6 protein-coding genes are annotated in these 13,228 nt (G+C 69.8%); 4 read left to right on the plus strand and 2 right to left on the minus strand.

The features are described from left to right. Nucleotides 1-6: 6 nt before the first annotated feature. The 4 genes from AWC24_RS07510 (at nt 7) to AWC24_RS07535 (ending at nt 9,323) form a co-directional block, all read left to right on the plus strand. On the plus strand, nt 7-915 hold the full coding sequence (locus AWC24_RS07510) for an AAA family ATPase (protein WP_085083531.1): 909 nt from the start codon (nt 7-9) through the stop codon (nt 913-915). A gap of 16 nt (nt 916-931) precedes the next feature. Further along, nucleotides 932-2,371: a vWA domain-containing protein gene (locus AWC24_RS07515; protein ID WP_085083533.1), complete on the plus strand. Its 1,440-nt coding sequence runs from the start codon at nt 932-934 to the stop codon at nt 2,369-2,371. 350 nt (nt 2,372-2,721) lie between these two features. Further along, nucleotides 2,722-7,899: a PGRS repeat-containing protein gene (locus tag AWC24_RS23300; protein WP_165757719.1), complete on the plus strand. Its 5,178-nt coding sequence runs from the start codon at nt 2,722-2,724 to the stop codon at nt 7,897-7,899. Nucleotides 7,900-8,072: 173 nt separating this feature from the next. Beyond that, the gene (locus tag AWC24_RS07535; RefSeq protein ID WP_085083535.1) at nt 8,073-9,323 is read left to right on the plus strand and encodes an HNH endonuclease signature motif containing protein; all 1,251 of its coding nucleotides are present in this window, start codon (nt 8,073-8,075) and stop codon (nt 9,321-9,323) included. A 34-nt stretch (nt 9,324-9,357) separates the two neighbouring features. Here AWC24_RS07535 and AWC24_RS07540 read toward each other — a convergent pair whose 3' ends face one another. Together AWC24_RS07540 and AWC24_RS07545 are read right to left on the minus strand one after the other, a co-directional pair. After that, entirely contained in the window at nt 9,358-12,006 is a 2,649-nt protein-coding gene (locus AWC24_RS07540) for a LuxR C-terminal-related transcriptional regulator (protein ID WP_085083537.1), read from the minus strand. 149 nt (nt 12,007-12,155) lie between these two features. Then, entirely contained in the window at nt 12,156-13,148 is a 993-nt protein-coding gene (locus AWC24_RS07545) for a class I SAM-dependent methyltransferase (RefSeq protein WP_109560361.1), read from the minus strand. Nucleotides 13,149-13,228: the final 80 nt, after the last annotated feature.

Here is a 13,228-nt window from a genome sequence, read left to right on the forward strand (position 1 = left end):
CACCCCGTGGAAGAGCCCGCCATTCCCGCCACCCCGGCCCGGCACGCCTCGTTGTTCGCCGACATCGACGACGTGGCCCGACGGCTGGCCGAGACCGGCTACCTGGCCGACACCGCGACCACCACCGCGGTCTTCCTGGCCGACCGGCTGGGCAAACCCTTGCTGGTGGAGGGCCCGGCCGGAGTCGGCAAGACCGAGCTGGCCCGTGCGGTGGCCACCGCCACCGGCGCCGGGCTGGTGCGGCTGCAGTGCTACGAGGGTGTCGACGAGGCCCGAGCGCTCTACGAGTGGAATCACGCCAAGCAGATACTCCGTATCCAGTCCGGCAATGCTGCCGGCCCGGGCGGCGACTGGGACGCCACCAAGATGGACGTGTTCTCCGAGGAGTTCCTGCTGTCGCGCCCGTTGCTGACCGCGATCCGGCGCACCGACCCCACGGTGCTGCTGATCGACGAGACGGACAAGGCCGACATCGAGATCGAGGGCCTACTGCTGGAGGTGCTCAGCGACTTCGCGGTCACCGTTCCCGAACTGGGCACCATCACCGCCACCCGGACACCGTTCACGGTGTTGACCTCCAACGCGACCCGGGAACTGTCCGAGGCGCTCAAGCGGCGCTGCCTGTTCCTGCACATCGACTTCCCCGACCCGGACCTGGAGCGGCGCATCCTGTTGTCCCGCGTACCCGAGCTGCCCGAACACCTTGCCGCCGAACTCGTGCGCATCATCGGCGTGTTGCGCGGCATGCAGCTCAAGAAGCTGCCCTCGGTCGCCGAGACCATCGATTGGGGGCGGACGCTGTTGGCGCTGGGCATGGACACCATCGATGACGCCACCGTTGCGGCCACCCTCGGGGTGGTGCTCAAGCACCAGTCCGACCAGGTGCGCGCATCCGGAGAACTGCGACTGAACTGATGGGCCTGGTCCGCTGATGAGATCTAAAACCCGCCCGCCGCAGCCGCTGGCCCCGCACGGCATCCCGGGACACCTGGTGGGGTTCGTCGACGCGCTGCGCGACCAGGGGATCTCGGTGGGCCCGTCGGAGACCGTCGACGCCGGCCGGGTACTGGCCGCGCTCGACCTGGGTGATCGTGAGGTGCTGCGGGAAGGTCTGGCGTGTGCGGTGCTGCGCCGACCCGATCATCGCGACACCTACGACGCCATGTTCGACCTGTGGTTTCCGGCCGCGCTGGGTGGGCGGACCGTGGTGGTGTCGGAGGAACCGCAGTCGGCCGACGACATCCCGGTTCCGGAGGACGCCGAGCAGATGCGGGCGATGCTGGTCGATCTGCTGACCGCCAACCCCGACCTCGCCGAGACCGACGCACGGTTGTCGGCGATGATCGCCGCGATCGTCGGCGCCTACGGGCAATACCGCTCCAGCCGGGGTCCGTCGTACTCGGCCTACCAGGCGCTCAAGGCGCTGGAGCTCGACGAATTGGAGGGGCGGCTGCTGGCAGGACTGCTCGCCCCCTACGGGGACGAGCCCAGCCCCACTCAGGAGCAGATCGCCAAAGCCGTTGCAGCCCAGCGGATCGCGCAACTACGCAAGCTCGTCGACGCCGAAACCAAGCGGCGTACCGCCGAACAGTTGGGGCGCGAACATGTGCAGATGTACGGCATTCCGCAACTGAGCGAGAACGTCGAGTTCCTGCGTGCCTCCGGGGAGCAGTTGCGGCAGATGCGCCGCGTGGTCGCTCCGTTGGCCCGCACCCTGGCCACCCGGCTGGCGGCACGACGGCGACGCTCCCGTGCCGGCACCATCGACCTGCGTAAGACGCTGCGGCGCTCGATGTCTACCGGGGGCGTGCCCATCGACGTGGTGCTGCGCAAGCCGCGACCGGCCCGGCCCGAACTGGTGGTGCTGTGCGATGTGTCCGGCTCGGTGGCCGGGTTCAGCCACTTCACCTTGCTGTTGGTACACGCACTGCGCCAACAGTTCTCGCGCGTTCGTGTGTTCGCGTTCATCGACACCACCGATGAGGTCACGCACCTGTTCGGGCCCGATGCCGACCTGGCGGTGGCCATTCAGCGGATCACCCGCGAGTCCGGGGTCTACACCCGTGACGGCCACTCCGACTACGGCAATGCGTTCGTGTCATTCTCCGAGAAGTATCCGAGTGTGGTGTCGCCACGCAGTTCGCTGCTGGTCCTGGGCGACGGCCGCACCAACTACCGCGACCCGGGCGTCGACGTGCTGAGCCACCTGGCGACCGCTAGTCGCCACGCCCACTGGTTGAACCCGGAACCTCGTCACCTGTGGGGAAGCGGGGATTCGGCGGTGCCGCGTTATGAGAACGTCATCACGATGCATGAGTGTCGCTCAGCCAAGCAGTTGGCTGCCGTGATCGACAAGCTGTTGCCAGTGTAGCCATTTCCCCGTTCAGCCCGCCGACGTCTTGTCCGCGGGCGAGTGTGTTTGTCCACCGACACGCCAACAGAGTTGTACATCCGTGCACGCTGGGCGGGGGAACACGAGTAAGCAAGAAACCTTGCTCCGAAAAACTAGGGTACTTCATTACTCTATGAACCCCGCCGAACACCGAAATAACCTAAGGCGTCTTAGCGAGCTTTAAGCATCTGGTTGTTTCACGGGGAGGTTGTGTGATGTCTGACAGGAACCGCAGTGCGAGGCGGAACTCTGCGCGTAAGGGCAAGGCGCGTCGTGCGAGCCGAGTCGCCGGTACCGGCGCAGCGGTAAGTGCGTTTCTGGCGTTCGGGATGACGCCATTGACGTGCGCACCGCAGGCCCGGGCCGATGATTTCGGGCTGGCCGACCTGTTCGACCCCTCGACGTGGGCGTTGCCGTACGACGACATCGACTGGGGTTCTTTCGTCGACCCGGCGGCCTGGTCGTCGTTGTTCGACGCTGCGGCCTTCGACGCCACCGCTGTGGGAACCGCAACTGCCGACCCGTTCGGGCTGGATGATGCCTTCAACTCGTTTATGAGCGATGTCAACAGCTGGGTGAGCACCAACTGGATCGGCACCCAGTTCGGTGACTGGGTCGACAACAACCTGCTCAACCCGCTGGGCGCGGCATGGGCGTCCGCGGACAGCTGCGGGTTCATCTGCAACGGCGTCGCGGGCACGGCTGCTGACCCGGACGGCCAGGACGGTGGCTGGCTGTTCGGCAACGGTGGTGACGGCTGGAACAGCACCACGGCCGGCGAAGCCGGTGGCAACGGCGGCGACGCGAATTTGTGGGGCGACGGCGGTGACGGCGGTGCCGGTGGCGCGGGCGCGGACGGCGGTGACGGCGGCGCCGGTGGCTCGGTCTTCGGCAGCGGTGGTGACGGCGGTCGTGGCGGTGACGGTCTAGCCGGTACCGACGGCGACAACGGGGTGTGGGGTGTCGCCGGGAGCGGCGGGGTCGACGGCGCCGGCCAGGACGGCACCGACGGCGGCAACGGTGGTGCCGGCGGTAGCGGTGGTGCTGCCACGGGTTGGCTGAACTTCTTCGGTGCGCACGCCGGCAACGGTGGTGACGGTGGCTCGGGTGCCTCGGCCGGTAACGGTGGCGACGGTGCACTGGCCAACGCCGCCCACCTCAGTGGCGGTAACGGCGGTGACGGCGGTGACGTCGGTAAGGGCGGGGCCGGTGGGGCGGCCGGCGCCGGTAGCGGTGGCACCAGCGGTACGGCCGGTGCGGATGGCACCGGTGGCGGTAACGGCGGTGACGGCCAGGACGGCTGGGATTCGGCGACCCCGGGGGTGGCGGGCGGCACCGGCGGTAACGGTGGTGACGGTGGCACGACGGGCAACGGCGGCAACGGCGGTAACGGCGGCAACGGTGCGGCCGGGGTGGCCAGCGACGGCAGCAACGGTGGCGCCGGCGGTAACGGCGGTCTGGGCGGTACGCAGTCCGGCAACGGCGGTAACGGCGGTGACGGTGGGGTCGGCGGTGCCGGTGCCAACGGTGCTCAGGGCGGCACCGGGGCGAACGGCAACTGGGCGACCGACTACGGCAATGGTTTGGGGGCCGGCCAGGACGGCGGTGCCGGGGGCCAGGGCTTCGAAGGCGGCGCGGGGGGCCACGGCGGTAACGCCGGCACGGCCGCGCACGGTAACGCGGGCACGGCCGGCGACGGCGGCGACGGCGGCGCCGGCGGTAACGCAGGGGCCGGTGGTAACGGTGGCAACGGTGCGACCGGTGACTGGAGTGTGGCCGCCTCCAACGGTGTCGGCGGGGCCGGCGGTAACGCCGGAACGGCCATTGGGGTCGCCGGTCACGGTGGTAGCGGTGGCGCGGCAGGCAGCGGTGCCGGCGGTAGCGCCGGTAACGCCGGCGCTGAGGGCACTGTTCCCGCGGTCGGCACCGCTCACGGCGGTAACGGTGGTGCCGGCGCCAAGGGTGACTGGAATGTGGTTGCGTCCAACGGAGTCGGCGGCAAGGGCGGTGTCGGTGGTACCGGTGGTACCTACGGTGACGGTGGTGTCGGTGGTACCGGTGGTACCGGTGCTGACGGCGTCAATGGTGTGACCGGCGGTGACGGCAACGGAGTGGCGGGCGGTAACGGCGCGACCGGTGGCGCAGGTGGCACCGGTGGTAAAGCGGGCACGATCTCGGGTGTCAGCGGCGCCGGCGGTCTCGGCGGTGACGGCGGTGACGGCGGTAACGGTGGTGTGGGTGGCCCCGGTCATGACGGCACCGCGATGAGCGTGAACGGCACCAACGGCGGCAACGGTGCGGTCGGCGGCAACGGTGGTAGTGGCGGCACCGGTGGTGCGGCCGGCGCGGCCGGCGGCCAGGGCGCTATCGGCCTGGCCGGCAACGGTGGTAACGGCGGCGACGCCGGGGTGGCCGGTGGCGGCGGTAACGGTGGTAACGGCTGGAATGTTGTCGGCGGTAACGGCGGCAACGGCGGTAACGGCGGTGACGGCGCGGCCAACTCGGCGATCGGCGGCGGCGGTGGCGCGGCCGGCGGCGTGGGCGGTACGGCCGGACACGCCGGTAGTGCTCAGACGGTCGGGGCCGACGGCGGCCAAGGTGGAAACGGCGGCTCCGGATCCGGTGGCGGCAACCACGGCGGCGGCGCGGGACACGGTGGCAACGGCGGTAACGGCTTCGGCGGTCTGGGCCTGAACCAGGTCGGTGACGGTGGTGACGGCGGCAATGCCGGTGCGGCCGGCGCGGGCACCGGTGGCGCGACACTCGGGGCGGGTAACTACGGCGGTGACGGTGGGGACGCACACGCCGGTGACGGCGGTAACGGCGGCAACGGCAGTGATGGCAGTGGCGCGGTTAACGCCCACGGTGGGGCCGGCGGCGACAGCACCGTCACGGGCAACGGCGGTGACGGCGGTGACGGCGGCACCGGTTATCTCGGTGGCGATGGCGGTGATGCCGTGGTCGGCAACGGTGGCAACGGTGGTGACGGCGGTGACGGCAACGCGGTGTACTCCGGTGCGCTGGGCGGCGCCGGCGGCGACAGCACCGGATCCGGTAACGGTGGTGACGGCGGTGACGGCGGTAACGGTGGAGGCGGGGCCTTCCCGACCACCGGTGGCCAGGGCGGCGCCGGCGGCGGGGCCAAGGTCGGTGACGCCGGTAACGGCGGCAACGGCGGTGAGGGCGGTAACGGAACCGGCGGCGGTAACGGTGCCGGCGGCGGCAAGGGTGGTGCGGGCGGTTCCATCTTCGTCGGTGGCAGCGGCAACGGTGGCGACGGTGGTAACGGCGGTGGCGGCGGCAACGGCGGTCCGACCGGCGGTAGCGGCGGCAACGGCAACCTGGGTGGGGCCGGCGGCAACGCCCTTGGTCACGGTGACGGCGGCAAGGGCGGTAACGGCGGTAGCGGCGGAAACGGCCCGGCCGGAAGCGGCGGCAACGGCGCTGAGGGTGGCGGCGGCGGAACCGCGGTCATCGGCGACGGTGGTGCCGGCGGTAACGGCGGCAACGGCGGCAACGCGGGCACTGGTGGGACCGCGGGTACCGGCGCCAACGGCGGCGCGGGCGGCAACGTCAGCAACGACGGCACCGGTGGTGCCGGCGGTATCGGCGGCAACGGCGGCAACGGCGGCAACGGTGTGGCGGCTCTGGCCGGTAACGGCGGCAATAGCGGGTTCACCGGCGGCGCCGCTGGTGCCGGCGGCGGCGGCGGTCAGGGCGCGGGCACCGGTAACGGCGGTGAGGGCGGTCGCGGCGGTGACGGCGGTGACGGCGGCAACGGCTCGGCCGGCAACTCTGGTGCCAACGGCCCCGGCCAAAACGGCGGCTACGGAGGTGACGGCGGTACCGCCGGCGGTGGCGGCAAGGGTGGTGACGCACTCGGTTCCGGCAACGGCGGGGCCGGCGGTCGCTCCGGTGACGGCGGCGACGGCGGCGACGGCGCCAACGGCTCGTCCGCGACCAACGCCAGCGGTAACGGCGGCGCAGGCGGCTGGGGCGGCTACGGCGGTGACGCCCAGGGCGGTGCCGGCAGCGGCCAAGGCGGCGACGGTGGCAAGGCCTTTGGCACTGGCACCGGTGGCGCCGGCGGCGACGGCGGCAACGGCGGCCTAACCGGCAGCGCCGGCAACGGCGGCAATGCCACCGGCACCGGCAACGGCGGTGAGGGCGGCTGGATCCAAGACGGTGGCGAGGGCGCTCGGGGTGGCAACGGCGGCGATTCGGTGAACGGCAACGGCGGTGAGGCCGGCAACGGTGGCAACGGCGGCAACGCCGTGGGCACCGCCGGTAACGGCGGCAACGCCGCCAACGCGCCAGGCACCGCAGGCGGCGGTGGCGGCGTCAGCTACGGCGGTAACGGCGGCGACGGCGGCACCGGCGGTAACGCCCTTGGTGCGACCGGTAACGCCGGGACCGGCGGGACCGGCGGAAGCGGCGGCGACGCCATCGCCATCGGCGGCAACGGCGGCAACGGCGGCGCGGCTACCGCAACCGACGACGGTACTAACGGCGGCCAAGGCGGCATCGGCGGTGACGGCGGGCAAGCCGGGGATGGCGGGGACGGCGGTAACGCCGCCGGATCCGGGACCGGCGGTCATGGCGGTGACGCCGGTAACGGCGGGGCCAACAGCGACGGCGGCAACGGCGGCAACGGCGGCAACGCATCTGCCACCCACGCCGCCGGTGCGGGCGGTGCCGGCGGTGACGGCGACCTGGGTTATGCCTACGGGGGTGACGGCGGCGGCGGCGGTACTTCCCTCACCGGTGACGGCGGGGCCGGTGGCAAGGGTGGCATCGGCAGCTCCGGCAGCAACGGCGGTGCCGGTGGCCAAGGCGGTGAGGGCAACGCCGCGAGCAACCAGGCCGGCGGCGTCGGCGGCCAGGGCGGCGACGGCGGCGGCGGCGCCCCAGGCGGACGCGGCGGTGCCGGCGGCAACAACACCGGCACCACGGTCTCCTCGACCGGTGACGGCGGGGCCGGTGGGAACGCGGGCGCCAGCGGCAGCGGGGGCACCGGCGGCACCGGCGGCACCGGAGGTGCGGCCGCGGCCGGGACCGGCTTCGGCGGTGACGGCGGCCAGGGCGGTGCCGGCGGTGGCGCCGCGGACGGTAACACTGGCGGCGGCGGCGGCGACGCCGGTGGCACCGGTAACGGCGGCGATGCCGGTAACGGCAGCACGGGCGGGTCCGGTGGTGCCGGCGGTACCGGTGGCACAGGCGGTGCGGGCGTCAACGGCACCGGCGGCGGGAATGGCGGCGCCGGTGGCGATGGCCAAGACGGTGGCGACGGAGGCGGCGGCGGGGCCGGTGGCGACGCCACCAATGCCGCGCTCGGCGGCGTTGGCGGCCACGGCGGCGACGGCGCCGGTGGCGGTGCGGTCGGTGGCGGCGGAACCGGGGGTACCGGGACCGACGGTGGGGGGACCGGCGCCGGCGGCAGCGCCGGGACCACCCCCGGCGGCAACGGCGCCGACGGCGCCGACGGTACGCCGCCACCGCCCGCATGATGGTCGGCTGAGGCCGGCCACGGCACGACCGCGGTCGTCGGACACTCGATTCCGGCGACCGCGGTCGCGTCATGAGTGCCAGCGGTATTGGGTTCAGGCCTCGGGTCGGACGTTCGGCTCGCCCGCGGACTCACTCAAAGCTGGTTGTCGGACCCTCCTGCAATGCTGATGTCATGTCCTCGACCGCATCTGCCGGCGGCACGCAATTGGGTCCGTGCCAGCGCCTTGATGTGCGGTTTGAGGAGTTGTCGGAGTTGGCCGGGCAACGCAATGCCATCGATGGGCGCATCGTGGAGATCGTCGCCGAGATCGAACGTGACCAACTGTGGGGGGTTACCGGGGCGCGCTCGATCCCGGCATTGGTGGCCTGGAAGACCGGAGTGTCCCCGAGCAACGCGCACACCATCAGCACCGTGGCCCACCGGCTCGAGGAGTTTCCCCGCTGCGCGGCCGGTATGCGGGAAGGCCGGGTGTCGCTGGACCAGATCGGGGTGATCGCCCAGCGCGGCGGTGTCGGCTCCGATGAGCACTACGCGCAGCTGGCCGGGGTGGCCACCGTCACCCAGCTGCGCACCGCGGTCAAACTCGAACCCCGCCCGCAACCCGACCCCCGGCCCGAGCCGGAGCGCTCGATCACCAAGACCAGCGACGAACACCGCAGCTGCTGGCGGATCACACTCGGCCACCACGACGCGGCGAAGTTCGACGCCGCCCTGCAATCGCATCTGGATGCGCTGATCACCGCCTGGAAACACGACCACGACAAGGAGGACCGCGCATCAGGGCAGCAGCCGCCGTTGCCGACTCCCGCCGATGCGTTTATGCGCCTGATCGAAACCGGCTGGGACAGCGAAGCCGCCCGCCGCCCCCATGGCCAGCACACCACCGTGGTGGTGCACCTCGACGTCGAGCAGCAGGCCGCCGCACTGCACCTGGGCCCGCTGCTGTCCGAGGCTGAGCGGCGATATCTGCTCTGCGACACCACCTTTGAGGTCTGTTTCGAGCGCGACGGCGAACCCATCGGCGCCGGCCGCACCACCCGCGGAATCAGCCGCCGGTTGCGCCGCGCCCTCGAGCACCGCGACCGGAGCTGTGTGGTTCCCGGTTGCGGCGCCACCCGCGGGCTGCACGCCCACCACATCGTGCACTGGGAAAACGGCGGGGAAACCGAACTGGCCGACCTGGTGCTGGTCTGCCCGTATCACCATCGCCAACACCACCGCGGCCTCATCAGCATCACCGGGCCCGCCACCAACCTCACCGTCACCGACCACTCCGGCCGGCCCCTGAGCCCGGCATCCCTGGCCCGACCACCCCAACAAGCACCACCCACCGTCAAACCCTGCCCCGGCCCCACCGGCGAACGCGCCCAATGGTGGTGGTACCAGCCCTTCCAACCACAACCACCACCGAACACCAATTAGCTTCGTCGCACCACAGCCGCACCGCCCGCGGCCATCAGGCCTGTGATTGGACGCCGTTGAGCAGGCGGACCAACTGATCGCGTCGTTCGATACCGAGCTTGGCGAACATCCGGTACAGATGCCCGTCGATGGTGCGCACCGAGACCGAGAGCCGTTCGGCGATCTCACGATTAGGCAAGCCCGCCGCGACCAGCATCGCGATCTCGCGCTCGCGGCCGGTGATCGGAAGTGGCTGAGTCACCGCCGTGACGGCGGGTGTGCGAATGTCGCCCTGACCGGCCAACCATTGGGTCCGCGTTGACGATTCCAGCTGCTTGCCGCGCTGACCGGTACGTGCGTACTCGGCGGAGGCCTGCGCCGCCGCGTCGGCGGCGGACGCGAAGGCACCCATGGTTGCGAACCGGTCCGACGTGGTGCTCAACAGATCGGCGTTGCGGTCGGCCAGGCCGCGAGCATGCGCGGCAACCGCATTCGCCAGCGGGGCGTCCAGCATCTCCGCGAGCTCTGCCAGCCGGTCGGCGTGCGATCGGTCGCCGAATCGCACCGCGGTGTGCAGCGCACGCATCTCGACAGCGGCCATCCCGGATCGGCGGGCGATCTGTGCCGCTCGCAGCGCGTGGGACCGGGCGTCGGAGGTCTGACCGTGCGCTACCCGCTCCCAGGCGCGGGCAAGCTCCAGTTCCGGTAGGAACGCGGCGATTTGCGGACCGTAGGCCTCTTCGCAATGTCGCAGGGCGATAGACGCCGACACGGCGTTGCCCCGCGCCGCTTCGGTTTGAGTAGACCAAGCGTTCGCCAGCATCGGCCACAGCGGCGGGGCGGCGTCCGTCAATACCGGCGTCGAGTCTTGAAACAGCGAGGCGGCCAATGGCAATTTGCCCCGTGCCAGGTGTACCACGCCGGCCAGCACACCGGCCATCGCATCGGCCTCCGGCACACCGGCAGCCATGGTGGCATAGCGTTCGGCGGCCAGTTCGGCGGCGGGGTGATCGCCGGCGTCGACAAGTGCCGTGACTTCGGCCATACCGAGAACGAATCGAATCATTCCGGAGCGACTGCGCGCCGCGGCGTGCAATCCGAGCTGAGCAATTCCGTTGACCGCTCCGAAGCGTCCCGTTCTGGCCAGCGCGTGCGCGGTCGGCAGGGTCGCCAAGGCCGTCGCCGCCGGCGATACATCTGCTTCGCAGAACGACGGTCCATCCCGGAGCGCCGTTGCCAGGTCGCCGGTGAAGAATGCGAAAGCGTTCTCGAGAGCGTGGACCAGGGCGGCGCTGACTTGCGAGTGAGCGCGGCCCTTTGCCTCGGCCAGAACCTGCTGTGCAGAATCGATTTCACCGCAGTTCCAGAAGAGATTCGATGCGCGTGCACATCCCCACTCGACGATCGAGACGCCGTCGGCACCCTCGAGGCTGACATCGGTCAGTACCGATTCTGCCTCATCGCCTCGGCCTTGCCACAACAGTGTGTCTCCGAGAACGAGTGCCGCAGGCAAACCGCCGTCGCGGTCGAAGGCGAAGCGGGCCAGTTCTTCTGCGTGTGCGAGGTTGGACATCGCCGCTGCCCGCACCGCTGCGTTGACGATCAACTCGAGGTCGGGCTCCAGGTCGCTGCAGATCATGAACTGAGCCATCCGGATTTCGCCGCGAATGTCGGGCAACCGCAGCCGCCGACCGCCTCTCCGCAGATACTTGTCGAAGGCGTTGAACAGCAGACCGTTGAGTCGGCGCGAGCGCACCACACCGACACGTTCGAGCACCGTCTCGCCGAAAATCGGGTGGGTCACCTGGACCAGCGTTCCGCCGCCGTCGGAGGTCAGGTGAATCAAGCGGTGACGTTCCAGACCGGAAACAGCTTCGGAAGAACAGAGTTCGCGCAGTACTTCCCAGTCCAGCAACTCGGCGGTCGCGAGAATCTCGAGTGCCTCCAGTTCGTCAGGAGTGAGAGCTTGGAGCCGAAACCCCAGCAGGGCAGAGAGTTCCTGGTCGGCGTGCAGTGAACCCTTGAGCTGCCAGCCGTACTCGTCTAACACCAGGACGCCGTTATCGCGGCCGGCTCGCAGCAGTCCGCGCAGATACAGCGGGCTTCCTCCAGTTCGGTCGTGTAACCGGTTGACCACTTGTGCGCTGACGACACCACCGAGCACACGGCGTGCGAGTTCACCGGTCTGTTCGCGGGTGAACGGGTTGATGCGCATGTTGAACAGCAGCTGTTCTTTGAGCAGCGCGGTCACTGCGTCGAGGAGCGTTTCGCCGGAACGGATCACCACGATCAGTTGCGCGGTGCCCTCGGCGGCAAGCTGATAGATCAACGTGGCCGACAACGGGTCCAGCAGTTGAGCGTCGTCGACGACGATCCCCGGATTCGGTGTGGCCGCAAGGTTCTGGTGTGCGATCGCCAACATCGCGGCCGGTTCGCAGGTCGTATCGACCGTCACCGACCGCGAGAATGCACCGAGCGGTACGTCAAACCCGGTCTGGGTGCCCAGCACGAACCGGACCGTGCGCCCGGCCGCGCTGAGGCGCTCTCCGAGCGCGCGAGCGAGCGTCGATTTGCCGACGCCGCTGTCCCCGACCAACGCGATGCCCTGATACTCAGAATCCGGCCCGAGCGTCGCAAGCGCTGCACGCAGTTCGTCGTCGCGGCCGACGATCGGCCACGCGGAAGATTCAGTCGTTGTGCGCAAAAGTTCCGACCTCCCCCGGACGACTGCGTGCGGCTTAAGTTACGCGCCATTCTGCGGAGGTGCAGATAATTCCGCGGCAGCACTACAAAGGTTTACGGCGGCGTTAAATACGCTGCGCACCAGGAGGAAATCGTTAGCCGGCCGACCTGTCAGCGTGTCCGCTCGAACACCAGCCAGCGCAACTCGATCGGGCTGTCCCCGCGCGAGGTTCTGAACGCATCGAGACCGCTCACCCAGTCGATGTACCAGCTGGTGGGCGGCCAGGCGCCGTCGGGCAGATGCGCCTTCTCGTAGTCGTGGACCGACTCGTCAGACAGCAATGCGAGCGGTAAGCCGGCGGTGGCGATCGACATCTCGTCACGGGTGAACAGGCCCGAGTACACCTGCTGACAAAATTCGCGAGCGGCCGCGTCCGGCTCGTAGCCGTCGCATGCCAGGAAGCTGTTGAAAACCAGCCGTCCACCGGGAACAAGGCGCTGAGCGGCGAGTTCGAAAAGGCTGCGTAGCTGTTGCGTCGACCGGAAATCGGTCAACACCTCCGACAGCACGATCAAGTCGTAGTCGTCGCGCAGGTCGTCGGCGTCGGCGAACACGTCGCGGACGATGACGCGCACGTCCAATGAGTCGCGTTCCGCCTCCTGCCTCACGATCTCGGCGAACTTCGGCGTCATCTCCACGACGTCGACAGGATGCCCGCGACGTGCCAGCGCCAGGGCGTTACGGCCGGTGCCCGCGCCGATTTCGAGTATCCGATGAGCGGATGGATTGTCGGCTTCGCAGGAGATCTGCCAGATCCGGGCGTCAGGCTCCGTGCCGAACAACGGCGGCTCCCGAGTCGACAGCCAGCTCTCGTATGCCGCTGCGACCGAGGACCATTGCGCGCGGATCGTGTAGTTCAGCGACGGGCCGACCGGGGCGTTGTAGGAGATGACAATGTGTGAACGCACCGATGCCGCGTAGGCGGCGGCCAGCTGACCCTGCATCACGCTCTTAAGATGCGCAAGTTCTTGCTCATTGAAGCGTTTGCCCAGTCCCGCGAACACCGCGTCGCACATCGACACGTACTCGTCGAGCAAGCTCGGCACCGCCGGCAGCCTGATGTCGCCGTTGATCTGCGCCCGGGTGTAGAAACGCCGCAGCATGGCGTCCTTCGCCGATCGCGCCACATCTGATCTCGGAGGTAAATCTTCCACCGCCTTCTTCTACACGATCCGGCGGCGCT

Source organism: Mycolicibacter senuensis (assembly GCF_002101885.1).
Classification (GTDB): Bacteria; Actinomycetota; Actinomycetes; order Mycobacteriales; family Mycobacteriaceae; genus Mycobacterium; species Mycobacterium senuense.

Excerpts from the sequence above, each read along its gene's own strand:
- AWC24_RS07515 (WP_085083533.1), top strand. The coding sequence starts at position 932 with ATGAGATCTAAAACCCGCCCGCCGCAGCCGCTGGCCCCGCACGGCATC.
- AWC24_RS23300 (WP_165757719.1), top strand. The coding sequence starts at position 2,722 with ATGACGCCATTGACGTGCGCACCGCAGGCCCGGGCCGATGATTTCGGG.
- AWC24_RS07535 (WP_085083535.1), top strand. The coding sequence starts at position 8,073 with ATGTCCTCGACCGCATCTGCCGGCGGCACGCAATTGGGTCCGTGCCAG.
- AWC24_RS07545 (WP_109560361.1), bottom strand. The coding sequence starts at position 13,148 with ATGCTGCGGCGTTTCTACACCCGGGCGCAGATCAACGGCGACATCAGG.